Origin of the sequence: Colwellia sp. MB3u-8, assembly GCF_014076985.1 — a bacterium.
Lineage (GTDB): Bacteria > Pseudomonadota > Gammaproteobacteria > Enterobacterales > Alteromonadaceae > Cognaticolwellia.
Genome location: NZ_JACGVA010000059.1, coordinates 59,854 through 85,862, shown reverse-complemented (window position 1 = coordinate 85,862; position 26,009 = coordinate 59,854). Strand labels below are relative to the sequence as shown.

Here is a 26,009-nt window from a genome sequence, read left to right as displayed (position 1 = left end):
GTTTTATTATTATTTAAAAAAAGGCTTCTCTCTAAGCCGTTAATAAAATACACTATTTGTTAGTGAAAAAAACCAATTATTAGGTCAGTTCATGACACGTTTTAAACAACAAGATAATCTCATTGGCCAATCTAACAATTTTTTAGAAGTGCTTGAGCAAATTTCACAGATAGCACCTTTAAGCAAGCCTGTGCTGATCATCGGTGAACGCGGCACAGGTAAAGAGCTAGTTGCGGCCCGTTTACATTATTTATCTAAACGATGGGATCAAAATTATCTAAAACTTAATTGTGCAGCCTTGAATGAAAATTTATTAGAAAGTGAATTATTCGGTTATGACAGTGGTGCCTTTACTGGCGCTAGTAAACGTCATGAAGGTCGTTTTGAACGCGCAGATAACGGCACTTTGTTTTTAGACGAAATCGCCAATACCACTGGGTTAATCCAGGAAAAATTATTACGTGTTGTAGAATATGGTGAATTTGAACGTGTGGGCGGCTCAAGAACCATTAAAACTAATGCTAGATTAATCGCAGCAACTAACGAAGACTTACCGTCAATGGCCGCAGCAGGCGAGTTTCGTGCCGACTTACTTGATAGATTGGCCTTTGACGTAATTACCCTGCCGCCTTTACGCGAACGTTTAGACGATATACTGGTATTAGCCGAGCACTTTGCTATTAACATGGCGCGCGAACTTGAATTTGAGCTTTTTAGTGGTTTTACCGAAAAAGCAAAACGTGCCTTGCTTGAACATCATTGGCCGGGTAATATTCGAGAATTAAAGAATGTAGTAGAACGCAGTGTTTATCGTTGTAATAATCCACACTTACCTGTGCATGAATTAGTCATAGATCCATTTGAGTCACCTTATCGCCCTTCTAAACGTATTAAAACTCAAGATCGCATCATAGCTTCACCTGTTACTCAAACCAGTGAAACGACGACAGCAACGCCAGTTAAAGTAGAAGAAAAAATTCAGCCAAGCACGCAAGCTTTACAATTCCCACTGTCATTAAAAGATTTATCACAAAACTATGAAGTCGACTTGATCAAGTCGGCATTGGCGCATTGCCAATATAGTCAAAAGAAAACCGCTGACGCCTTAGAATTAACCTATCATCAGTTAAGAGGCTATTTAAAAAAATATAATCTACTCGATTCAAGTAGTGCAGACGAAGAATAAAGATTAGCTATGGCTTACTCTAAACTTACATACTATTACCGCTTTGCACTATTGATATTAGTGTTGTCAGGTTGTGATTCAAACGAAGCACTTTCGTTAAGTAAAAAAAGCATTATCTATTGTAGTGAAGGCCCTCCCGAAAGCTTCAACCCCCAAACAGTATCCTCTGGTACGACTATAGATGCCACGTCACATCAGTTATATAACCGTTTGATTGAGTTTAGCCCTATTGATAATGCGATTGTACCTGCTATTGCTAAATCTTGGCATGTGACACGTGACGGAAAAATGATCACTTTTTATCTTCGCAAAGATATTCAATTTCATCAAACTAGCTATTTTATGCCAACAAGGGCGCTTAATGCTGACGATGTGCTGTTTAGTTTCAATCGCATGCTGGATATCAACCACGAATATCACCCTATATCAGGTGGCAAATATCCATTTTTTCAGAATGCTCAATTAGCCAGTTTGATTGATAATATAGAGAAAATTAATGACCACACCATTCGCTTTCGACTTGCACATTCTGACAGCTCATTTCTTGCCAACATTGGTGGTGATTCAGCCGTTATTTTATCAAAAGAATACGCCGACGAATTAGTCGAACTTAACGCTATGCAAGAAATAGATATGCTTCCCATTGGCACTGGGCCCTTTAAGTTTAAACAGTATAGTTCAGGGGCTTTTATTCGTTATGAACCTCATTCAAATTATTGGCGAGGTAAGTCAGCGCTTAAACAACTCGTTTTTGACATAACTCCTAGAGATACCGCTCGCTTAACTAAGTTATTAGCCGGTGAATGTGATGTAATTGCCTACCCTATTGCACATGAAAAAATTAAACAACACCCCAATCTCATTTTAGAATCAGTGATATCTTTCAATGTGGGTTATTTTGGTTTCAATACCCGCAAACCACCCTTTAACGATCCTTTAGTACGCAAAGCTTTATCCTACGCTATTAATAAGCAAGCAATTCTAGAGGCGGTTTATACCGGCCAAGCAGAAATTGCTAACGGCATTATTCCAAACTCTTCTTGGGCTTATGATGCAAGGATAACAAGCCAAGATTATTCAATAGCTACTGCACAAGAATTATTAACGCAAGCAGGTTATAGCAATGGCTTTTCTATGGATTTATGGGCAATGCCGGTGCAGAGATCCTACAATCCTGATGCCATTACGATGGCAAAACTTATTCAGGCTGATTTACAAAAAATAGGGGTAGAGGTTAATATAGTGTCAGGTTATGAATGGTCAACTTTTTTACGAAAGGTTTCTGAAGGCGAGCATCAAAGTGTGCTATTAGGTTGGTCAGCTGATAACCCTGATCCCGATAACTTTTTTTCGTCATTACTCAGCTGCTCTTCAGCAGATACTGGCAGCAATCGCACCTTTTGGTGTAATAAAAAATTCGATCAGCTTATCCAAAAGGCGCTAAAAACAAATAACATTAATAAACGAAAAATCTATTATTCAAAGGCGTTAAAGTTGATCAATGAAGAAGTCCCTTTAATTCCCATTGCCCATTCAAAAAGATATCAAGCACGGCATAATAGTGTAAAAGGTACTGTCTTACGCGCCATCGGTGGGGTTGATTTTAACGGGGTTACAAAAAACTAATATGCTAATTTTTACTCTGCGTCGTTTTAGTTTGTTCTTTTTTACCTTGTTGTTATTAACAATGTTGTCATTTAGTTTGAGTTTTTTATTTCCTGGTGAGCAACTCATTAACCTAACTGGCCAAATAAGTGCTTCACCAGAGCAGCTAGCGATTTTAGCTGATGAATATCAACAGCAATCGGGTTTACTGGGGCAATATGTCAGTTATTTGAAACACCTATTTCAAGGCGACATGGGTTATTCAATGACCAGCCACCTACCGATTTCAAGCGAAGTACTTAACCGTTTACCTGCAACGGTCGAGTTGGCCAGCGTTGCTTTGTTAGTGGCAATGTTTGTTGGTATTCCCGTTGGCTTTTGTGCCGCGATTTACCACAGAAAAGCGGCTGACAATTTAATATTGACCATTGCAATGATTGGCTACTCAATCCCAGTTTTCTGGTTGGGCATACTCGCTATATTGGTATTTTCTATCCAATTAGGTTGGTTTCCTTCTTCCGGACAAATAAGTCTTTTGTTCGAAATTAAACATATTACCGGTTTACAGTTAATTGATATTTTACTCAGCGACAGTCCGTATAAATGGCAAGCTTTTCAAGATGCCACTCGACACCTTATATTACCTGTGATTGTAGTGGCATTAGCACCCGCCACCATCTTTATGCGCTTAGCCCGCTCAGCTATGCTCGAAGTTTTAGACACTCATTACATTAAAGCGGCAAAAGCAAAAGGCTTAACCTTTAGTCAAATTATTTATCGTCATGCTATGCGTAATGCTATTATTAAAGTTATCAGAGATATAGGGTTACAATTTGCTAATCTGATTACTATAGCTATGGTGACAGAGGTTATTTTTAGTTGGCCTGGCATCGGCAGCTGGTTGATCGAAAGTATATATCAGCGTGACTATACCGCTATTCAAGGCGGACTTATTGTGCTTTCAAGCTTTATATTCATTGTTCACATGATTATAGATTTAGTCTATGCAGCGCTTAACCCTTTAGCTCGGGAGCCTAATCATGGCACGTGATAAAATATACTTAGAAGAAGAGTTCCCAACCCCGCTAGTGCAGTTGTGGCATAACTTCAAACAACCTCCTGTTGTTATGATTGGATTTTGCTGTTTTTTATTTTTAATTGTGCTGGCAGTATTAGCCAATATCATTACGCCGTATTCCTCAGTGGAAAACCATTTAGATCACTTATTATTACCCCCGGCATGGAGTGATGATGGCGATGTCAGCTTTTTGCTTGGTACAGACAACCTAGGTAGAGATATGTTGTCGCGTTTAATTCAAGGTACCTCATTAACTTTTGGCTTAAGTATTATTGTGGTTATTGCCTCTTTAGCCGTTGGTGTTGTTATCGGTTCACTATCCGCCTTAACCACCGGGATTAAATCTAGCTTTCTTAACCATTTTCTCGATGTTATTTTATCCATTCCTTCCTTACTTTTAGCGATTATCATTGTTGCCATACTCGGTCCTGGTTTAGAGAATACCTTGTGGGCCATCATTATGGTGTTAATACCGCAATTCATACATGTCACTCGCAATGCCGTTAAGGAAGAATTTGCCAAAGACTACGTACTAGCATCGCGTCTTGATGGCGCTAGTTCGATTAGAATTTTACGTTATTCTATTTTCCCCAATATTATCGAAAAATTAATTAGCCAAGCAACACTTGCTCAATCAGCTGCTATTCTCGACATTGCAGCACTGGGTTTTCTTGGTTTAGGTGCCCCTATTCCTATGCCAGAATGGGGAGCAATGCTGGCTAATGGCATTGAGTTATTTTACATTGCTCCTTGGACCGTTTACCTACCCGGCTTAGCTATTTTATTTTCAGTTATCGCGACAAACTTAGTCGGTGAAGGCATGCGCCATGCCCTAAAAGTGCGCAAGGAAAACTAATGAACTTAATTGATATTCGCAACCTTTCGATAAAATTGCAGACTTCAACAAAGCCAATATTTGCTGTTGACCGAGTAAACCTAACCATGAAAGAAGGTGAGGTTCGTGGTCTAGTAGGTGAATCTGGATCTGGAAAATCGCTATTAGCACAAGCGATTGTCGGCGTGTTAGATGAGAAGTGGGAAGTTGATGCCGACCGTTTTCATTGGCGTGGCAACGACTTAATGCGGCTATCTGCTGAAGAAAGAAAAGCGATTATATCAAAAGACGTCGCCATGATTTTTCAAGAACCTATGGCATGTTTAGATCCAACCACCACCATTGGCGAACAATTAGAAGAAGCGGTAGATGTTGAGCAACTAACGGGCTATTTTTGGCAAAAAAGACAACAGCGTAAACTGGCTGCTATTAACTTATTGCACAAAGTGGGTATCAAGCAGCATGAAGTCTGTGTGAAGAGTTTTCCTCATCAGCTAACCGATGCATTATGCCAACGTGTAATGATCGCAATGGCCTTAGCACGTCGTCCTATGCTTCTTATTGCTGATGAGCCTACTGCGGCAATGGAAAGTACCAATCAAGGCCAGATATTTCGTTTATTAGCGAGCCTGAATCAACTAAAAAATATGTCGATATTATTAATAAGTCATGATTTAGAAAATGTTACCTATTGGACCAACACCATTACCGTGATGTATAGTGGCCAATTTGTTGAGGCAGGCACCACAGAGCAAATTTTTAACCAACCTTATCATCCCTACACCCGCGCTTTGGTCGACAGTAGCCCAAAAGCTAACCGAATGATCCCAAATAAATCTCGACTAATGACATTGCCTGGTAGTATACCTACTTTGCAACATTTACCGATAGGCTGCCGATTAGGCCCAAGGTGCCCCCGAGCACAACAAAAATGTGTGCACGCACCAAAAATTAAGAATTTTCATAGCCATCAAGTCAGTTGCCATTTTCCACTGAAGGATAACTATTCGTGAGTGATGTTTTATTACAAGTCAGTAACCTGAGTAAAACCTATAAAGATAAAAATTATTGGTTTAATCGTAAATGCGTCACGGCACTTGAACCTTTATCTTTTGATATTATGGCGCATAAAACGCTCGCTATTGTAGGCGAAACAGGCTCTGGAAAGTCTACGATTGCTAAACTACTAGTTGGCGCTGAATTGCCAAGCACTGGCCACATTAGTTTAAATGGCCAAAGCTTAGAACCAGGTAACTTTAAGCAACGTTGTCAATATATCCGAATGATTTTTCAAGACTCAGGCACCACCTTAAATCCTAGTCTGACGATAGAACAATTATTAGATGAACCACTGCAACTCAACACCAAGCTAAATGAAACTGAGCGCCATCAGTTGATCCGAGAAACCTTGCAAAAAGTGGGTTTATTAGCTGAGCATATGAGCTTTTATCCTCATATGTTTTCAGGGGGTCAAAAGCAACGTATTTCATTAGCACGGGCGATAATATTAAAACCACAAGTGATCATTCTCGACGAGGCTTTAGCATCACTCGACCCATCGTTACGCTCGCAAATGATCAACCTACTGCTCGATTTACAACAACAAATGGGCTTGGCATTTGTATTAATCTCTCATAACCTTGGCATTGTCAGACACTTTAGTGATGAGATGATGGTACTAAGCAAAGGTGAAGTTTTAGAGTTTGGTAAAACTGCTGATATTTTACAAAGACCGAAACACAAGTACACTAAAAGGTTGATAATGAGCCAACGTTTTCAACTGCTGCATCGTTAGCTTTAATGGCCAATTACGTCGTTTTAATGATTGTAATACCAATCTCATTAATGAAATTGGTATAAGCATGACAAATAAGTTATCTGCCATACCAAGTTGATCACTTTATTTTTTCAAATGAGCTACCTACACCTACCTACCTAATAACCCACTTCTTTTACACAATTACATAGCTTAGTTATAGAACAACTAACTGGATGATTTTTGGTATTTATGCTCTTCGATGTTATACCAGTGTCATTGAATTATTACCCATTGGTGCGGGTTAACAAACAAATATTAAACCCTAAGAAGCAAAAAACCAGCCTATTGGCTGGTTTTTTATTTAACGCTTTATTAGCTCAAATGATAGCTTGAGTTAGTATTGTGTCGTCGGTGCTTGCACTTTTTTACGTACAATCTCTGCGCCAACTTTCAGCGATTCAACATAACTTAAATAAGCCGCTTGTGCCAATTGCTGAGTTAACTGCTGCGACAAGTTCGGTGAGTTAACGGCTGTACCTTCGTTAACGGCTTGCACTTCAAGTAATGCTAAATTGCCATTACTAAGATTTACTGTCGTTGCCGATACCGCGTTTTCACTTGGACGAGGTAGTTTGAAGGCTTCACGGGCCAAGCTTGCATCTAAGCCGCTACCCACACGTGCCACTGCGGCTTTAACTTCCATGGCAGCACCAATTTCAGCTAATTGCTCAGTGATATCGCTGCCAGATTTGAATGCAATAAGCAATTCATCCGCAACAGTTTGCGCTTTTTCAGAAGCTTTTTTCGCACGTAAAATATTTTCAATTTGTGCGCTAACTTCAGCAAGGGGTTTAACACTCGCTGCTTGGTATTCATTTAGACGCATAACAATGGCTAAGCTATCGCTAACTTCAACAATGTCAGAGTTTAGTTGTTCATTCACCACGATATCAGAAAAAGCCACATCAACAACATTGCTGACATTAAAAGGGCCGCTATTAACACCACGCGTTAACCAGTCAGATGTTTTTATAGTGGCATTAATTGCGCCTGCAGCGTCGTATAAACTGTCAGGAAACTCGAAACTTAAACGAGCTACTTCTTGTTGAAGCTCAAAAAACTTGTCTTGCGCTTTTTCACTTTTAATTTTTGAGACAATATTGTCACGTACTTCAGCTAAGCTTTGCACTTTCTCAGCCTTATAATCAGTTAATTTAATGATGTGAAAACCAAAGTCAGTTTTAACCACATCACTAACACTGCCTATACCAGACAAAGCAAATACTGCGTCATCAAATGCTGTGTCCATTACGCCAGCATCAATCCAATCTAGATCGCCGCCATTTTCGCCACTAAAGGTATCTGCTGAATGCTCTTTTGCTAATGTAGCAAAGTCTTCACCGGCATTTATTTTAGCAAGTAAGGCTTCTGTTTCGACTTTAGCTTTCGCTTCGTCATCACCAAATTCAATGAGAATGTGGGCAACACGACGTTGTTCTTCATCGCGGTATTGACTAATATTGCTTTTATAATAAGCATCAACATCAGCGTCGGTTAATGTCACTGTGTTGGCGATAGTGTCAACATCAAGTGTTATGTAGTTAACTTTTACTTGCTCTTGATTTTCAAAACGCGATTGGTTAGCAAGATAATAGTCGTTAACTTCTTCATCGCTTAACTCGATGCTCGCTTTAAATTGTTCCGCATTAATCGTAGCATAACGAATGTCACGTTGTTGATTTTGTAAAGCAGTAAACATATTTTCTTGGTACGGTAAGCTAAACTCGCTTGCTACCAATGCTTGAGTTAATTGACGACGGGTCATTTCAGTGCGTAGATAGTCACGAAAATCAGCTGACTGATAAAAACCCGCTTGATTAATCATCGCTAAGTAACGATTATTGTCAAAAACACCGTCAATTTGAAATTCTGGCATATTTTGAATGGTACTTTTAATTCGCTGATCTGCTACACGAATGGCAAGCGCCTCTGAGTTTTGATCAATAAGTTTTTGGTTAATTAAATTATCAACCACACCCTTGCGAAAATTACTCATGTAACTAGGATCAGCTGATAATGTTTCAAACATTTCACCAAACTGCTGCGCCATACGGTTACGTTGTGCTTGATAAGCTTTATTAAACTCATCTTGTGATATTTTATCACCATTAACATCAGCCACTGACGTATCAACTGAGTTACTGTAACTACCAATGCCGGCAACAGCGAAGGTTAAAATAATAAAACCAAGAATAATCTTAGCCGTTAATCCTTGAGAGCTTTCTCGAATATTTTCTAACATCTTTATCTCTTTACACGAGGGTATTGTACTTTTCGGGCGATTTTAACTGCGGCATTACTTTACCGCTATTATACGTTGTAATTATTGAGTAGCTGGTTAATTTGTTAAAGTATCAATTCACTTTAACAGCAAACTAATCTGGCTATTTCACTAACTTATACGCTTTAAAATCGCAATATGAACGGGCATGTTAGCCCAATAATAATAAAAATGAAACCCTTTTACTCTAGCGATGAAATAACGGTTAAATAACCATCATTCAAGTATAAAAAACACGAATATCATCAAGTTTAGCTTTAGCTGTTTTTTATAGCTTTACTACTTATTGAGAATATCATCCAAGTTAGCTTGCTCTTGTGTTGATAAATCATGTTCATTTGCCTTAACTTGACTACGTTTTCGTAAAACAAATATCACACCGATGATAAAACCGAAAAGAATAACCAATGGACCAAACCATAGAATATAAGTTTGTTCTTTCAATGGCGGTCGATATAAAACAAAATCGCCATATCGGTAGACCATAAAGTCAATAACTTCTTGATCACTCATACCTTCTTGCAGCAAGTTGTAGAGGTTCTTTCTTAAATCTACAGCAATTTTAGAGTTCGAATCGGCTAAATTTTGATTTTGACACTTAGGACACCGTAACTCTTTCGATAATATTTGAAAGCGTAATTGGGTTGCTTCATCTTTAAATTCAAAAGTGTCTACTGGGCTAGCATTTACGCTAGTTGCCCAAAAAACACTCAGCAGCATGCTGATAATAAACAAGCGTATGGCATGCTGTAATGTTCGGATCTGATTGTCTATCCGGTTTTGCATTAAGACGCTCCTTCTGCCATTTCTGCTTCGAGAGTTTCAATTAACGGCAGAAACTCTTTTTGCCATACCTGATCGTTAATCGGACCTGCAAAACGCTTACGAATGATACCCGTGTGATCAATAACAAAAGTTTCAGGCGCACCAAATACACCAATATCTAGACCAAGTGCACCCTGTTCATCAAAAATTGAGAATACATAAGGGTCTTGATATTGTTTTAACCAACTTAAGGCGGCCTTGTGATCGTCAGTAAAATTAAGGCCATAGAGCTTAATACGCGGATCACGAGCAATAGTAAGCAGATAGGGATGCTCATATTTACATTGTATACACCAAGTCGCCCAAACATTAAGTAAAACAATATCGCCTTTTAGATCATCTCGACCTACCGGTTGTTCAATCGCTTTTAATGTCGGCAATTCAAAGTTTGGCAATGGCTTGCCTATCATAGCTGATGGCATCGACTGCGGATTAAGAAATAAACCTCGATATAATAATACCGCCAATAAAAAAAATAGAATTAATGGGATAAAACGAATAATACTTTTCACTAATTATGCCTCTTGTAAAACAACGGGTTTAGCTTGGGTAAGCTTTTGTTCTGTTACCAGCACGCGCTTACGATAGCGTTTACTTAATATGGCTAAGAAACCACCTATTGCCATACAAAAGCCACCTAACCATATCCAGATAATAAAAGGTTTATAATATAAGCGCATTGACCAGGAGTTTTGCTCTAGCGGATCACCTAAAGCGACGTAAATATCACGCCATAAGTTGGTATGAATGGCGGCCTCGGTCATCCCGGTACGTTGTACTTTGTAAGTACGTTGCTCAGGCTTTAATAAGGTAACAAATTCACCGTCCAGTGAGACCTTAAGTTGCCCTTGAATTGCGCTATAATTTGGTCCTAAAACATCTTTAGTACCGACAAACTCTATCATGTAACCTGATAAATTAGCACTTTCCCCTGGCGCCATTTTCACGTTCATTTCTTTTTCATAGGTCGACACCATAGTCACACCAATAACCGTAATTGCAATGCCGGCATGGGCAAGCGCCATACCAATATGATTAAGTGGCACGGCTGAAAATTTCAAGCTACCGTCGGCCTGCTTAGCATTGATAAATACATCTTTTAAAACCGCTAAGACAATCCAACAACCTAAAGTCATGCCAATGAATGCGCTTAGGCTAAATTCACCCGCATAGATAAACGGCCAAGCAGCACCAAAGAAGACACTAAAAATTGAAGTTTTATTTAAATGTTTAGCTAGTTCACCTTTACGCGCTTTTTTCCAGCGAGTAAGCGGCCCAACACCCATAAATAGAAATAGAGCGATCATCATAGGAACAAATACCGCATTAAAATAGGGTGCACCTACTGATATTTTGCCCAAGCCCATAGCATCGATGATTAGCGGGTAAAGTGTGCCTAGTAAAATAGTCACTGTCGCTGTGACCAATATTGACATGGCAATTAAAATAGCGTTTTCACGTGAATAAAACGTAAAGCGGTTTGGGCTACTCACATTGGCAGCTCTGATAGCATAAAGCGTTAACGAGCCGCCAACGGCTATCGCTAATAATACCAGTAAGTAAATGCCGCGCTCTGGATCTACTGCAAATGAATGTACTGAAGTAATAACACCTGAGCGGACTAAAAATGCGCCTAATAAAACCAAAGAAAAAGTAAAAATAGCCAGTAATAATGTCCAATGCTTAAAAGTGTTACGTTGTTCTGTTACTGCTAACGCATGAATCAGCGCAGTACCAGCAAGCCACGGCAAAAATGAAGCATTTTCAACAGGATCCCAAAACCACCAACCGCCCCAGCCAAGTTCGTAATATGCCCACCAACTGCCTAACGCGATGCCTACCGATAAAAATGACCAAGCGGCAACCGTCCATGGGCGAGACCAACGTGCCCATGCGGCATCCATTTTTCCAGCCATAAGCGCAGCAATAGCAAAAGCAAAAGCAACTGAAAACCCAACATAACCCATATATAACATTGGTGGATGAATAATTAAGCCAATATCTTGTAATAATGGATTTAAATCAAGACCTTCAAGCGGAAAATTTGGTAATAAACGCTCAAACGGGTTAGAGGTTAATAGCGTAAAGAGAATAAAGCCAACCGCAATCATGCCCATTACCGCTAAAACACGGGCAACAAACTCTTTTTCTAATTGCTTACTAAAAATACTCACCGCGAAGGTCCAACACGTTAAGGCAAAAACCCAAAGTAGCATAGAGCCTTCGTGTCCGCCCCAGACCGCACTGATTTTGAAATAATAGGGTAATAAACTATTAGAGTGACCCGCAATATATTTGACTGAAAAGTCATCAACCGTAAAGCTATAGCCTAATAAAGAAATACTGATGGCTACAAAGAAGAAAAGACCAAAACTCAAGGGTTTGGCACTATTGATTAATTGATGATTGTTCTGCGCTACGCCAATCAGCGGCACTACGCTTAAACATAATGCAAACGCTAACCCGATAATGAGTGCGAAGTGCCCGAGCTCTGGGATCATGATAATTCCTGTAAATTAATGTTAAAACATTATTGGGACTTAGTTTAGCTGATTTTAACTAGACAAGACTAGCGCCAAATCAGATCTTCTCTGCTTAAATATCACCATAAATGTTACCAAAGGTAAATTTTATAGTGATACTTTAGCCATTAACTTTATGGTACTTGTACTGATATTTTCATTGTGATCAAGCTTTTTTCCATCGCATCAACATTAAGTGCTTCGGCTTTAAAGTCACCTGACTTAATACCCACACTACCTTGCATCGACACGACTGCGTAAATATGAACTTTATCCACGCTACTTAAACGCATTTGCGGCGTCATTGCTTGTGAATCATCTAAAACTATACTGAGCGGCAAGTCACTGGCTTTAATTTTTACCGCAGCTAAAGGCATTCTAGGCCCCTCAGTAGCAATGGCATATATATATACGGTCTTATCTTCACTGTTGATCAATTGTTCTTGAACATTAGCCGCTAAAGAAACCTCAATAGTAAGATGGGGCAAGTTTGCCTCAAGTTCAGCACTAACGGCTCCAGAAGCTGTGTTTTTATTGCTCAAGCGCAATTGGTTTTTAGCTTCTTCTACAGCGCCCGCTAGCGCTTGTGTACTTATCCCTGGCCGGTCGCTATTTAAAACCACTTCCCAGTACTGCACTGCTTTAGCAAATTTTCGCTTGGTAAAACTGTCCATACCTAAAAGGATATTGGTTGATGCGTCTAATGGATTTAACACTAATGCCTTATCAATCACAGCTTGAATGTCTGAGTTCAATTGCTGATTATTTTTATAATACATAGCTTGAGCTTTTGGCCCTAATAACTCGGCATGCTCGCCGACTTGCTTCATTACGCCGTCAAACGCTTCAATCGCATTGTCAAACTCACCGGCAGAAATGTAGGCTTGACCTAAACTGAACAAAGCTTGTGAATTACTAGGGTCGTCTTTTACCTCGCGCTGAAGTTGCTGTAAACGAAAAGCCAGCATTTGTTCTGGGGTTAATTCACTCTGTGCGATATTTTCATTACTAACGACAGGTGAACTCAATTGAGCATACGAACCCAGGTTCATGTAGGTATATAAACTAAAGCTAACAACAGCTATTGCTATGCCTAGTGGCCATAACCATGATGCCTGTTGTTTTTCAAGCGTTGACGATTTACTTAAGGTAGCATCTTGCAAAAGTGTTTTATCTAACTCTGCTTTTAATTGTAGGTAACTGTCTTGCCCAATACTGCCCTCAGCCAAATCGTTTTCGAGAAGTGACAAGTGCTCATGGTAAAGTGTGACATTGGTTTCTTGACGAATATTTAGATTTTCCGCACCGATAGTATTTTTAGATGAAGAAAAAATACGCCAGACAATAATTAAAGCAATCACTATTAATGATAAAACTGCCAGCCAGAATGTAGTCATATTATTTAATTTATACCTATGTTGATCAAATTATTTAAACTGCTGAGTATTAGCCGTGTAAGAGGTTTTAATTAAAGCTATTTAAAGCAATAAGTAACGATTAACACCCTCGTTTATAAGTGCCATAGCGTAACAATTTTATCCGGTTTTTTCTAGCGATACCGTCGCAAAAAAGCCACTTATTCATCGTAATAATAGTGATAAATTAGTCGCAGTAAACGTGTCCTTGCTATAACCGCCTAATGGCTCAAGTTTATTTTTCTAATATACCAAGTAACATTGCTTCCTCCCCCTAAGTGTATAGGTACCCGTTCAAGGTTTAATTGCAGTTAAAAAAAGCATAAATTGCTTAGTCAGATAAAAAAACAGAATTGCAAGCAGAGGTAAAAAGGGGGGATTAAACCAGTTTTATTACGTTTGGCGCTGATATTAATTAAGCGCAGCGTAGCCGTGGTGTACTTTAACCAGCATAAGTGACAATAACTTAATGAAATTGGTATAAGCTTTATAGTTTACTGAAGGAAGTGATGTTATAACGATTAGTCTTTTCAACTATAACTCATGCGCTAGAAACAATTAAGCCGCTTATGAAAGCGGCTTAATGTTCAATCTTTAGCAAGGCTATTAATTAAGCGTTGCAAGCATCTTTAAGTGCTTTACCAGCTTTAAAAGATGGAATTTTTGCTGCTGCAATTTCGATAGTCGCACCAGTTTGTGGGTTACGACCTGTGCGTGCAGCACGGTCACGTACTGAGAAAGTACCAAAACCAACTAGTGCCACTTGCTCGCCACCTTTTAATTCTTCTGTTACTGCTTCGATAAATGAATCTAATGCACGACCAGCCGCAGCTTTAGAAATGTCAGCACCCGCAGCAATTTTCTCGATAAGTTGAGATTTGTTCACAGTGTATTCCCCTTCAATTGTTATTATTCAGCGCAATCTTCTGTTTAGCGTCCAGCAAAAACTTTATCTTAAGCTTCTTTTTGAACATAAAGCGCCGAGTTAAAGAAAACTAAAATATTGATAATAATTTTTATCTCTACTAGTCCCCTTATAAATTGGGGGCTCTAGCGTTGTTAGCGCCATTAACTTACCATAGTTTCAGCGTTTGAAAAGCGTTAATTACGTTTTTATCAATTTTTTTGCTCTTTTTTTAATTTTTTTAACAAAAACAGCTATTTTATAACCACTTCCTTGTCTGACTGCCATTTATCAACAGGATGTACTAAAGCAATGTTTAACACTTCATCTATCCATTTCACTGGGTAAATGGCTAGATCAGCTTTTACATTATCAGGGATTTCTATCAAATCGCGCTCATTATCTTTAGGTATAATAACCGTTTTGATACCACCACGATGCGCGGCAAGTAATTTCTCTTTTAAGCCACCAATTGCCAGTACTTCACCACGTAAAGTAATTTCACCAGTCATTGCCACATCAGCTCTGACTGGATTACCGGTTAAACTTGATACTAATGCCGTACACATACCGACACCAGCACTTGGGCCGTCTTTTGGTGTTGCACCTTCAGGTACATGCACATGAATATCGCGTTTTTCATGAAAGTCACTATTAATCCGTAACTTTTCTGTGCGACTTCGCACTACCATCATTGCCGCTTGTATCGACTCCTGCATTACGTCACCAAGCGAACCCGTATAGCTCAACTTACCTTTGCCTGGCACAGAAGCGGTTTCAATGGTCAGTAGCTCACCGCCGACTTGAGTCCAAGCAAGACCAGTGACTAAACCAACACGATTTTCATCGTCTGCTTTACCATAATCAAAGCGTTGCACACCAAGAAATTCTGATAAATTCGCTTGATTTATCGTTACTTTTTTGACGTTTTTATCCAATAAAATCGATTTAACCGCTTTACGACATAACTTAGAGATATCACGTTCTAAGCCACGCACACCAGCCTCGCGAGTGTAATAACGAATAATACCGACAATAGCGCTGTCTTCTATTTCAATTTCTTTACTTTTTAAACCGTTGCGTTCTATTTGCTTATCAAGCAAGTGATTTTTCGCAATGTTAAGCTTTTCATCTTCGGTATAACCCGATAGATGGATGACTTCCATACGGTCTAGCAAGGGGCCAGGAATATTCATACTATTTGACGTAGCAACGAACATCACATCAGATAAGTCATAATCAACTTCCAAATAGTGATCATTAAAGCTACTGTTTTGCTCTGGATCTAGCACTTCTAATAATGCCGAGGCAGGATCGCCACGCATATCAGAAGCCATTTTATCTATTTCATCTAACAAAAATAACGGATTTTTCACGCCAACTTTAGCTATTTTTTGAATTAGCTTGCCCGGTAATGAGCCAATATAGGTTCGTCTATGTCCACGTATTTCAGCTTCATCTCGCACACCGCCTAACGCCATACGGACATATTTACGACCGGTCGATTTAGCAATAGATTGTCCTAGCGAGGTTTTACCTACACCTGGAGGCCCAACTAAACACAAAATAGGCCCTTTTAAATGACTAACACGTTGTTGAACGGCCAAGTACTCTACTATGCGTTCTTTAACTTTATCGAGTCCGTAATGGTCTTTATCTAACACTTCTTGTGCTAATTTAAGATCACGCTTTAATTTACTGCGCTTTTTCCACGGCACACTAATCATCCATTCGATATAGCTGCGCACAACAGTGGCTTCAGCTGACATGGGTGACATCATTTTTAATTTTTTTAATTCTGTTAAGGTTTTTTCTTTTGCTTCTTTAGGCATTTGCGCTGCTTCGATCTGCTTTTCTATTTGATCAGCTTCGTTCGTCCCCTCTTCGTCATCACCTAATTCTTTTTGAATTGCTTTCATTTGCTCATTCAAATAATATTCACGCTGGCTTTTTTCCATTTGCTTTTTAACACGCGTGCGAATTTTTTTCTCTACTTGCAATAAATCGATTTCACCTTCCATTAACGCCATTAAAAACTCAAGACGTTCTGAAACATGGGTAATTTCTAGTACCTTTTGTTTGTCGACTAATTTAAGTGGCATATGAGCGGCCATAGTGTCAGCTAACTGCTCGGCATCATCAATACCTGAAACCGACGTTAACACTTCCGGTGGTATTTTTTTATTTAATTTAACATAACCTTCAAACTGAGAAATAGCCGAGCGAATTAACACTTCAGTACTATCGTCAGGAACACCTTCAACACTTAAAAATGTAGCATTGGCGGTAAAGTATTCATCGGTTTCAACAAACTCAGTAATTTGAGCTCGACGCACACCTTCAACCAGTACTTTAACGGTACCATCAGGTAATTTAAGCATTTGCAAAATAGTAGCAATAGTACCGGTTTGGTACAAATCGCTTTGTGCGGGGTCGTCCACTGCAGCATCTTTTTGTGCAACAAGGAATATTTGCTTATCATTTTCGTTGGCAATATCAAGACAACGGATAGATTTCTCGCGACCAACAAATAATGGGATAACCATTTGTGGATAGACAACGACATCACGTAAGGCTAATACGGGAATTTCAACTACGCCAGATAACTCTTTAGTCATTGGTTACTCTCTCGGTGAATAGTATGATGTGATTTTTAAGGATATGTATTTGTATATGGGGTGTTTGTAAATACTTTCAACAGATGAATAAAAAAAAGTGACGTTAACCAAACTGGCTAACATCACTTTTTAGACTTAAATTAGCGAAATAATTATTCTGATGACGCTTTATCTTGCTGCGTTTCATAAATAATAATAGGTTTAGACTCGCCTCTAATCACCGTTTCATCAACAACAACTTTAACAGCATTTTCCATCGATGGTAATTCATACATAGTTTCTAGTAGAACCCCTTCGACAATCGAGCGTAAGCCACGAGCACCCGTTTTACGCACCATAGCTTTATGGGCAATAGCGGTTAAAGCATCGGCTCTAAATTCAAGTTCAACATTTTCCATATCAAAAAGCGCAGAAAATTGCTTAGTTAAGGCATTTTTAGGCTCTTGTAAGATTTGAATAAGTGCCTGTTCATCAAGCTCTGTCAAGGTTGCTACGACAGGCAGACGGCCAATAAATTCAGGGATAAGGCCATATTTAACAAGATCTTGAGGCTCAACATCTTGAAAAAGCTGCGTTAAGGTTTTCTCGTCGTCTTTGCCACGAACTGTCGCGCCAAAACCAATACCTGTGCCGGTTTGACAACGTTGTTCAACAACTTTATCAAGGCCTGCAAACGCACCACCACAGATAAATAGAATCTTCGAGGTGTCAACCTGCAAAAACTCTTGTTGTGGATGCTTACGACCCCCTTGCGGCGGTACAGAGGCAATAGTACCTTCAATGAGTTTCAATAACGCTTGCTGCACACCTTCGCCCGAAACATCACGGGTGATTGATGGATTGTCTGATTTACGCGAAATCTTATCAATTTCATCGATATAAACAATACCACGTTGTGCTTTTTCAACGTCATAATCACATTTTTGCAGTAGCTTCTGAATGATGTTTTCAACATCTTCACCCACATAACCTGCTTCGGTTAGTGTGGTGGCATCAGCCATGGTAAATGGCACATCTAATAAGCGCGCTAATGTTTGCGCTAGTAATGTTTTGCCACTACCCGTGGGGCCAATGAGCAAAATATTACTTTTGCTTAGCTCTACACCATTATGTGAGTCACCATTGCGCAAGCGCTTATAATGGTTATAAACCGCAACAGCAAGCACTTTTTTAGCGTGTTCTTGCCCGATAACGTAGTCATCTAAGCTTTCACGAATTTCGATTGGCGTTGGTAAGCTTTCTTTATCTTGCTTAGGCGCAATTTCTTTAATTTCTTCGCGGATAATGTCATTGCATAACTCAACACATTCATCACAAACAAAGACTGAAGGGCCTGCAATTAACTTACGCACTTCATGCTGACTTTTACCACAAAATGAGCAATACAGTAATTTTCCGTCATCACCGTCACCTGTTTTCATATCGGTCATACGGTACCTCTAATATTTTAAAATTTTATAAACAAATACTATTCAGTATTTCATAAATCGCGAAAAAAATAACAACGCGCATCACAAAATAGAAGGTTATTTATCCATTCTTTGTTCTAGTATGGCATCAACTAAACCATATTCAACCGCGCTTTCAGCACTTAAGAAATTATCACGGTCTGTATCGTCAGATATTTTCTCTAAGGATTGGCCGGTGTGCTCTGCCATTAAACGATTAAGCTTGTCTTTGATATACAAAATTTCTTTTGCATGAATTTGAATATCAGAAGCTTGTCCTTGAAAACCACCAAGAGGTTGATGAATCATGACACGAGCATTAGGTAAACAATAACGTTTGCCCTTTTCTCCACCAGACAGCAAAAATGCGCCCATACTAGCCGCTTGACCAATACAAACTGTGCTAATATTTGGTTTAATAAACTTCATGGTATCGTAAATAGCCATGCCTGCAGTCACAGAACCCCCTGGAGAATTTATATATAAATAAATATCTTTATCTGGGCTTTCTGATTCTAAAAATAGCAATTGAGCAACGATCAAATTAGCCATATGGTCTTCAACTTGACCACAAAGGAAGATAACGCGCTCTTTTAACAGTCTTGAGTAAATATCGTAAGAGCGCTCACCTTTGGCAGTTTGCTCAACAACCATAGGTACTAAGGCACTTTCGGTCATACTCGTTAAATCGTGAGAATTATTGTGAGAAGTAAACAACTAACTTTCCTTTTATAAAAAAATGGCTCATATGTCCCCATACAAGCCATTTAAGCGATTGCTCAGCAGAATGTCAATCTAAAAGGTCTATTTACCTTCAGGATTCATAATATCTTTAAAGCTGGCTTTTTTGTCTGTTACCTTTGCACTGGCAAGTAACAATTCTACGGCTTGTTCTTCTAATGCAACATTTTGCATTTGTTGAGCAAGTTCTTTGTTAGTTTTGTAGTACTCAATAACTTCAGATGGATCTTCATAAGCTGAAGCGGCTGACTCAATTAAGTCAGTTACTTTAGCTTCGTCAACTTTTAATTCGTTAACTTTGATCACTTCACCTAAAAGCAAACCCGTTTTAACGCGGCGTTTTGCTTGTTCTTCAAACATTTCAGCTGGAAGCTCTGGTAAGTTATTAGGGTCCATTTGATCGGCAAAACGTTTCATAGCTTGCTCGCGCAATACGTCAACTTCTTGCGCAATAAGTGCCGCTGGAATATCTAATTCGCTAACTTCAAGTAGGCCTTCAATCACTTGCTCTTTAACTTTAGCTTTAACAGCTTGGTTAAGTTCGCGCGCCATGTTTTTGCCAACTTCTTCACGAAGTGCAGCAACACCACCCGTTTCTACGCCGAATAGTTTTGCAAACTCATCATCTATTTCTGGTAAAACGGCTGATTCAGTTGTATGCACAACAATATCAAACTCAGCAGTTTTACCTTTAAGCTTCTCAGCATGGTAATCGTCTGGGAAAGATACCGTGATAGTTTTTTCGTCGCCAGCTTTCATACCTATGATGTCTGTTTCGAAACCAGGGATCATACGACCTGAACCTAATTCAAGTTCAAAACCTTCAGCTTTACCACCTTCAAATTCTTCACCGTCAACGCGGCCATTGAAATCGATAGTTAGCTTATCGCCTGTTTTGGTTTTACGCTTGTTTTCTTTCCACGTTTTATGCTGATTTTGTAATGTTTCAAACATTTCATCAAGGTCAGCTTCGGTAACGTCGACTGCAGGACGTTCTACCGCTATCTTATCTAAATCTTTTAAAACAACATCAGGGTAGATCTCAAATGTTGCTTCAAATTCTAATGGTTGACCATCTTCATTGCTTTTGGCAACGAATGCTGGACGACCTGCTGGGTTTAATTTTTCAGCAACAATCGCATCAACAAAGTTGCGTTGCATAAATTCACCAGCAACTTCTTGACGAACAGATTGACCATAGCGTTTTTGAATAACCGATGGTGGCACTTTGCCTGGACGAAAACCATTGATACGTTGGGTCTTACCGATGTGGCGAAGACGATTTTTAACTTCAACATCTACTGTTTCGGCAGGAACAGAAATCGTTAAACGACGTTCCAAACCTTGTGTAGTCTCAACTGAAACTTGCATTTAATTACCTCAAAAAACTTAGCGTTTGTACGCTTTCTATAACGCATCTAAATATAGTCAACAAAACTTTATAGTAAAGTTATGTCTGCAGCCTGCCAGCATTACTAGCAGAACCCGGAAAATCCGAATAAAGATGTTCAGATTAAAATAATGACGCGAAATTATAGCGGTGCTTTAAACAAGAGTCGAGCATAGAACGCAAATAAATTAAAAATTTAATGCTATTGAGGTAATAATAGAAAGTAAAATGGCTATTTAGGGATATTTAACTGAAGAATTTTAATAAAGTTGTTAGTAATGCAATATTTGAACTTCTTACTGAGCTTAGTGGAACCTAAGCCAGTGTTTAATTTTTTAAGCTACATTTTTAAGCTACGTAAGGTAGTTAAATAAATCACATAAAATAAAAAGTGGTCGGTGATGCAATATTCTAACTTGCGACTGAACTTAGTAACACCCAAACCATCGCTGATTTTTAAACTACGTAGACTAATTAAATAAAAAATAAGAAGTGGTCGGTGATGCAAGATTCTAACTTGCGACTGAACTTAATAACACCCAAACCATCGCCGATTTTTAAACTACGTAGACTAATTAAATAAAAAATAAGAAGTGGTCGGTGATGCAAGATTCTAACTTGCGACTGAACTTAATAACACCCAAACCATCGCTGATTTTTAAACTACGTAGACTAATTAAATAAAAAATAAGAAGTGGTCGGTGATGCAAGATTCGAACTTGCGACCCCTTGGACCCAAACCAAGTGCGCTACCAAGCTGCGCTAATCACCGATATACTTTTTACTAAACCATACATAAAAATGGGGTGGCTAAAGGGACTTGAACCCTCGACAACCGGAATCACAATCCGGGGCTCTACCAACTGAGCTATAGCCACCACTGTATGGCGCGCCCTGTAGGATTTGAACCTACGACCCACGCCTTAGAAGGGCGTTGCTCTATCCAGCTGAGCTAAGGGCGCACATTGCCTACAGATGCTAAACAAGTTTTATTAGGTATAAAACTTGCCTTTTTTTATTTTAAAATAAAAACATTAAAAATAAAAAAATGGTCGGTGATGCAAGATTCGAACTTGCGACCCCTTGGACCCAAACCAAGTGCGCTACCAAGCTGCGCTAATCACCGACATACGTTAAAAAAGCTTGCTCTCTCAACGGATGCGGATATTACCTAGTTGCCCGTTGTCCGTCAAACACTTTTTTTAAATAAATGTGCGTTCGCTCATTTTTACAGCATCTTGATTAAAATACCACTGATATTGGCTGATAAAATAAAAATATCCCCCTTATTTATCAATAAATAATTATTTCGACACGCTATGCATTTATTTTCTACAAATAGCTTTTCTATTATGCGAAAATAACCACGTTTTTTAGCCTTTTGTGAAGAATTATGACTGCAGCTCTTATTGACGGTAAGTTGATCGCCCAGCAACTACGCCTTTCTGTTAAAGATAAAGTACAACAACGCATAAAAAATGGTCTGCGTGTTCCCGGATTAGCCGTGATTTTGGTCGGTTCAGATCCCGCCTCTCAAGTTTATGTTGGTAGTAAAAGAAAAGCCTGTGAAGAAGTTGGCTTTGTATCTCGTTCTTATGACTTGCCTTTAACAACATCTCAAGAGCAACTTTTCAACTTAATTGATGAGTTAAATAACGATAATGCAATAGACGGTATTCTTGTTCAACTGCCCTTACCTGCAGGCTTAGATGCCAATTTAATTATTGAGCATATTAATCCATTAAAAGATGTTGATGGCTTTCATCCCAACAATGTAGGTAAATTAGCTTTACGCCAGCCTGGACTTCGTCCCTGTACGCCAAAAGGTATTATAAAATTAATCGCCTCAACTGGCGTGGAACCTCACGGCTTAGAGGCTGTTGTGGTCGGTGCATCAAACATTGTTGGTCGTCCTATGACACTGGAGTTATTACTCGCCGGTTGTACGGTTACCACCACCCATAGGTTTACTAAAGACCTAGAAACCAAAGTAAGAAATGCTGATTTATTGGTGGTAGCTGTTGGTAAAGCTGAATTTATTCCTGGTGAATGGATAAAAGCAGGCGCTATTGTTATTGATGTGGGTATTAACCGTTTAGAGAACGGCAAGCTAGTGGGTGATGTTGGCTTTGCTAAAGCAAAAGAAAATGCGGGTTATATCACGCCGGTACCCGGCGGTGTGGGTCCAATGACGGTTGCTAGCTTAATAGAAAACACCCTTATTGCGTGCGAAGAGTTTCATAGTAAATAGTCTGGTTATTTGTCAATGTAAGCGCTTGTGCATTAATGCGCTAATGACACTACCTGCATGGACGCAGGTATTTATTTTTTGTCTGGAACAAAAAACTGCCGGCACATCAGTACATAAAAGCCTGCTATTGCAGGCTTTTATCTTTATAATACGCTTGTGCTAAGGTAACTCTAGCCTTTACGCCACGTTGTACCGCCCGCACTATCTTCTAGAATAATATTCAATGCCGCTAGCTTATCGCGTGCGTCATCCGCCATTGCCCAATTTTTATTGGCACGGGCGTCATTACGTTGTTTAATCAAAGCTTCAATTTCTGCCACTTCATCGCTATCGCCATTCCCACCTTGTAAAAAATCTTCCGGTGAATTTTGCGCAACGCCTAATACTGCACCTAATGAAACTAAAATAAAGGCCAGTTTAGAGGCGGCTTCAATATCTGTTGCTTTGATGCGATTGATTTCTTTCGCTAATTCAAATAAAACTGGCATAGCTTCAGGACAATTGAAGTCATCATTCATCGCTTTTTCAAAACGCTGAACATATGCGTTGCCTTTTAACTCTACCTTAATGGGCGTGACATCACGCAACGCCGTATAAATACGCTCTAAACTTGCACGCGCCTGCGTTAAGTTATCCTGTGAATAATTTAATTGGCTACGGTAATGACTCGAGGTTAAAAAGAAACGCACACTTTCTGCATCATAGGCATCAAGCACGCTGCGCAAAGTAAAAAAGTTATTTAAAGATTTTGACATCTTTTCTTTATTTATTTGCACCATACCGCCATGCATCCAGTAATTAACGTACGGTGTATCGTGAGCACAACAAGATTGAGCTATTTCGTTTTCATGGTGTGGAAATTGTAAATCTGAGCCTCCGCCATGAATATCAAAATGTTCACCTAAATGCTTTAGATTCATCGCGGAACATTCAATATGCCAACCCGGGCGACCTTTACCCCAAGATGACTCCCAGCTTGGCTCATCGGGTTTAGCCATTTTCCACAGCACAAAATCTAATGGGCTACGCTTTGCTTCGTCAATATCGACACGAGAACCCGCTTGCAGCATATCTAAATTTTGCAAACTCAATTTGCCATAATCTTTATAGGTACTGACTTCAAACATAACATCACCATTACTGGCAACATAAGCATTTTTTCGCGCTATAAGGCGTTCAATCAAAGCAATGATCTCAACCATATGACCGGTAACCGTTGGGGCAACATCTGGGCGCATAATATTAAGATCATCAAAGTCTTGATACATTTGCTCGGTCATACGTAAGGTTAAGGCTTCACAGGTTTCACCGTTTTCATTAGCACGTTTGATAATTTTATCGTCAACGTCAGTAATATTACGCACATGCGTTAAGTCGTAGTCTAAATATTTTAAGTAACGGGCAATAATATCAAAGGCAACGTAGGTTCTGGCGTGACCGATATGACATCGATCATAAATAGTAATACCGCAAACATATAAACCTACCTTGTTGGAAGTGATCGGCTTAAAAACTTCTTTTTTCCTGCTTAAGGTATTATAAATCTGCAACATAATGGCGCTTTTTCCTGTCTAATATCAATACGTGATTAAATTCACTTATCCCCACAACGGGAATTATCGCAATTGTACCCCAAGTATGGGTATGAATCATCAACTTGGCTCATTTGCAGAGAAATTTTCTGATAAATTTACGATGAATTTTGCCAAGAAATGTTTCTTTTATTGAGTTACAATTTAGCCAGTTAAATTTCCTTTAGATTTATGAGTAAAAAAATGATCACATTTAAAACAAGCTTAGGCGACATTAAAATTGAATTAGATTTTGATAACGCACCTGTTACCGCTAAAAACTTCCAACAATACGCTGAAGACGGCTTTTATAATGGCACAGTTTTTCACCGTGTTATTAAAGGTTTTATGGCGCAAGGCGGTGGTTTCGCATCAGGTATGGACGAAAAAGACAGCCGTGAATCAATTCAAAACGAAGCAAATAATGGTTTAAGCAATACCCGTGGTACTTTAGCTATGGCACGTACCCAAGACCCACATTCAGCATCAGCACAATTTTTTATTAACTTAGCTGATAACGACTTCCTTAACTTCAAAAGTAAAGATGTGCAAGGCTGGGGTTATTGTGTCTTTGCTAAAGTGGTTGAAGGTATGGACATAGTTGACAAAATGGCTGTAGTTGATACCGGTCGTTCTGGCTATCATGACGATGTGCCAAAAGAAGAAATACTAATTGAAGAAACTATCGTAGCCTAATACTTAAATACGCACGTTAACGCCATGAGCGAAATTTCTCACTTGAGCAATAAATCAGCTTTAACTTATTTTATTGCTGATTTACATCTCGCGCAAAACAGGCCCGATATAACGGCCTGTTTTTTAGCTTTTTTAAAAAACGAAGCACCTAAAGCACAAGTATTATATATTTTAGGCGATTTATTCGAATACTGGATTGGCGACGATGACGATAGCCTTTTTATTCTAGACATATCTCAAGCGATAAAAGCACTATCAGCACTGGGTTGTAAAATTTATTTTATTCATGGTAATCGTGATTTTTTATTAGGTAAACGTTTTGCTAAGCAATCCGGTATGCAACTATTACCCGAGGTCACCTTAATAGACTTATATGGTAAGCCGGTGATTATTATGCATGGTGATACCCTTTGTACTCGCGATGTTAGTTATCAGGCTTTTCGTAAAAAATCACGTAGTTGGTGGTGGCAAACGATGATCAAAAGCTTACCTTTATTTGTTCGACGAAAAATTGCTAATAATTATCGTGACAAAAGTGCGACAGCCACAGCGATGAAATCACAAGACATTATGGATGTTACGCCCAGCGAAGTAGTTCAGTGTTTAGAGCAATACCAAAGTCAGATTTTGATCCACGGCCATACGCACAGACCTGCGATACATGAAATAATAGCCAACAAAAATGCAGCAAAGCGTATTGTCCTCGGCGATTGGTATGAGCAAGGTGCTTGGCTTAAAGTCACGCCTGATACCATGGAATTAATGGACAGCCCATTTGAGCTCAACAAGTCATAACCGCTTTTTCTGAGCACATTTTATCAGCC

Annotated in this window: 20 protein-coding genes and 4 tRNA genes; 9 read left to right on the top strand and 15 right to left on the bottom strand. The window is 39.2% G+C overall.

Translation table 11 applies throughout. From position 1 onward, the window contains the following. Nucleotides 1–91 precede the first annotated feature (91 nt). From pspF to H4J54_RS07090, 6 genes are read left to right on the top strand one after another with little or no spacing between them, the layout of a single operon-like run. Entirely contained in the window at nucleotides 92–1,186 is a 1,095-nt protein-coding gene (gene pspF / locus H4J54_RS07115; RefSeq protein WP_182190209.1) for a phage shock protein operon transcriptional activator, read from the top strand. A gap of 9 nt (nucleotides 1,187–1,195) precedes the next feature. Further along, nucleotides 1,196–2,812 (top strand): ABC transporter substrate-binding protein, encoded by a 1,617-nt coding sequence (locus H4J54_RS07110; RefSeq protein ID WP_182190208.1) that lies wholly within the window; start codon nucleotides 1,196–1,198, stop codon nucleotides 2,810–2,812. Nucleotide 2,813: 1 nt separating this feature from the next. Continuing rightward, entirely contained in the window at nucleotides 2,814–3,842 is a 1,029-nt protein-coding gene (locus tag H4J54_RS07105) for an ABC transporter permease subunit (RefSeq protein ID WP_182190207.1), read from the top strand. Then, a complete protein-coding gene (locus tag H4J54_RS07100; RefSeq protein ID WP_182190206.1) occupies nucleotides 3,832–4,725 on the top strand; it encodes an ABC transporter permease subunit in 894 nt (297 codons plus the stop codon). The genes H4J54_RS07105 and H4J54_RS07100 overlap by 11 nt, the downstream gene beginning before the upstream one ends. Then, the gene (locus H4J54_RS07095) at nucleotides 4,725–5,717 is read left to right on the top strand and encodes an oligopeptide/dipeptide ABC transporter ATP-binding protein (protein WP_182190205.1); all 993 of its coding nucleotides are present in this window, start codon (nucleotides 4,725–4,727) and stop codon (nucleotides 5,715–5,717) included. Before H4J54_RS07100 ends, H4J54_RS07095 begins: the two co-directional genes overlap by 1 nt. Then, nucleotides 5,714–6,499: an ATP-binding cassette domain-containing protein gene (locus H4J54_RS07090; protein ID WP_182190204.1), complete on the top strand. Its 786-nt coding sequence runs from the start codon at nucleotides 5,714–5,716 to the stop codon at nucleotides 6,497–6,499. Before H4J54_RS07095 ends, H4J54_RS07090 begins: the two co-directional genes overlap by 4 nt. 358 nt (nucleotides 6,500–6,857) lie before the next feature. Here H4J54_RS07090 and H4J54_RS07085 read toward each other — a convergent pair whose 3' ends face one another. From H4J54_RS07085 to H4J54_RS07020, 14 genes are all read right to left on the bottom strand, one after another. Beyond that, on the bottom strand, nucleotides 6,858–8,765 hold the full coding sequence (locus tag H4J54_RS07085) for a SurA N-terminal domain-containing protein (RefSeq protein ID WP_182190203.1): 1,908 nt from the start codon (nucleotides 8,763–8,765) through the stop codon (nucleotides 6,858–6,860). Nucleotides 8,766–9,083: 318 nt separating this feature from the next. Next, nucleotides 9,084–9,590 carry a cytochrome c-type biogenesis protein gene (locus H4J54_RS07080; RefSeq protein WP_310650181.1) on the bottom strand — a complete coding sequence of 169 codons (507 nt, stop codon included), beginning with the start codon at nucleotides 9,588–9,590 and terminating at the stop codon, nucleotides 9,084–9,086. Then, nucleotides 9,590–10,141 carry a DsbE family thiol:disulfide interchange protein gene (locus H4J54_RS07075; RefSeq protein ID WP_182190202.1) on the bottom strand — a complete coding sequence of 184 codons (552 nt, stop codon included), beginning with the start codon at nucleotides 10,139–10,141 and terminating at the stop codon, nucleotides 9,590–9,592. The genes H4J54_RS07080 and H4J54_RS07075 overlap by 1 nt, the downstream gene beginning before the upstream one ends. Nucleotides 10,142–10,144: 3 nt before the next feature. Next, the gene (locus H4J54_RS07070; RefSeq protein WP_182190201.1) at nucleotides 10,145–12,130 is read right to left on the bottom strand and encodes a heme lyase CcmF/NrfE family subunit; all 1,986 of its coding nucleotides are present in this window, start codon (nucleotides 12,128–12,130) and stop codon (nucleotides 10,145–10,147) included. Between the two features lie 155 nt (nucleotides 12,131–12,285). Then, complete coding sequence (gene ccmI, locus H4J54_RS07065; protein ID WP_182190200.1) at nucleotides 12,286–13,548, bottom strand: c-type cytochrome biogenesis protein CcmI; 1,263 nt, start codon at nucleotides 13,546–13,548, stop codon at nucleotides 12,286–12,288. Nucleotides 13,549–14,176: 628 nt separating this feature from the next. Further along, nucleotides 14,177–14,452, bottom strand: a complete 276-nt coding sequence (gene hupB / locus H4J54_RS07060; RefSeq protein WP_146880417.1) for a nucleoid-associated protein HU-beta — start codon at nucleotides 14,450–14,452, stop codon at nucleotides 14,177–14,179. A 272-nt stretch (nucleotides 14,453–14,724) separates the two neighbouring features. Further along, on the bottom strand, nucleotides 14,725–17,088 hold the full coding sequence (gene lon / locus H4J54_RS07055) for an endopeptidase La (RefSeq protein WP_182190199.1): 2,364 nt from the start codon (nucleotides 17,086–17,088) through the stop codon (nucleotides 14,725–14,727). A 152-nt stretch (nucleotides 17,089–17,240) separates the two neighbouring features. After that, nucleotides 17,241–18,518: an ATP-dependent protease ATP-binding subunit ClpX gene (clpX, locus tag H4J54_RS07050; RefSeq protein ID WP_182190198.1), complete on the bottom strand. Its 1,278-nt coding sequence runs from the start codon at nucleotides 18,516–18,518 to the stop codon at nucleotides 17,241–17,243. A gap of 96 nt (nucleotides 18,519–18,614) precedes the next feature. Then, entirely contained in the window at nucleotides 18,615–19,214 is a 600-nt protein-coding gene (clpP, locus tag H4J54_RS07045; protein ID WP_182190442.1) for an ATP-dependent Clp endopeptidase proteolytic subunit ClpP, read from the bottom strand. A 126-nt stretch (nucleotides 19,215–19,340) separates the two neighbouring features. Next, entirely contained in the window at nucleotides 19,341–20,648 is a 1,308-nt protein-coding gene (gene tig / locus H4J54_RS07040; protein WP_182190197.1) for a trigger factor, read from the bottom strand. 714 nt (nucleotides 20,649–21,362) lie between these two features. Continuing rightward, nucleotides 21,363–21,439: transfer RNA gene (locus H4J54_RS07035), tRNA-Pro, on the bottom strand. 30 nt (nucleotides 21,440–21,469) lie between these two features. Beyond that, nucleotides 21,470–21,545, bottom strand: a tRNA-His gene (locus H4J54_RS07030). Nucleotides 21,546–21,552: 7 nt separating this feature from the next. Then, nucleotides 21,553–21,629, bottom strand: a tRNA-Arg gene (locus tag H4J54_RS07025). A gap of 87 nt (nucleotides 21,630–21,716) precedes the next feature. Beyond that, nucleotides 21,717–21,793, bottom strand: a tRNA-Pro gene (locus H4J54_RS07020). A gap of 267 nt (nucleotides 21,794–22,060) precedes the next feature. Between H4J54_RS07020 and folD the strand changes: the two genes are divergently transcribed. Next, on the top strand, nucleotides 22,061–22,918 hold the full coding sequence (gene folD, locus H4J54_RS07015) for a bifunctional methylenetetrahydrofolate dehydrogenase/methenyltetrahydrofolate cyclohydrolase FolD (RefSeq protein ID WP_182190196.1): 858 nt from the start codon (nucleotides 22,061–22,063) through the stop codon (nucleotides 22,916–22,918). Nucleotides 22,919–23,088: 170 nt separating this feature from the next. On the opposite strand, the gene cysS is transcribed toward folD, so the two are convergent. Next, nucleotides 23,089–24,471 carry a cysteine--tRNA ligase gene (gene cysS / locus H4J54_RS07010; protein ID WP_182190195.1) on the bottom strand — a complete coding sequence of 461 codons (1,383 nt, stop codon included), beginning with the start codon at nucleotides 24,469–24,471 and terminating at the stop codon, nucleotides 23,089–23,091. 222 nt (nucleotides 24,472–24,693) lie between these two features. On the opposite strand from cysS, the gene H4J54_RS07005 reads away from it, so the two are divergent. Continuing rightward, nucleotides 24,694–25,185: a peptidylprolyl isomerase gene (locus H4J54_RS07005; protein WP_182190194.1), complete on the top strand. Its 492-nt coding sequence runs from the start codon at nucleotides 24,694–24,696 to the stop codon at nucleotides 25,183–25,185. A 24-nt stretch (nucleotides 25,186–25,209) separates the two neighbouring features. Beyond that, the gene (locus H4J54_RS07000) at nucleotides 25,210–25,980 is read left to right on the top strand and encodes a UDP-2,3-diacylglucosamine diphosphatase (protein ID WP_182190193.1); all 771 of its coding nucleotides are present in this window, start codon (nucleotides 25,210–25,212) and stop codon (nucleotides 25,978–25,980) included. Nucleotides 25,981–26,009 lie beyond the last annotated feature (29 nt).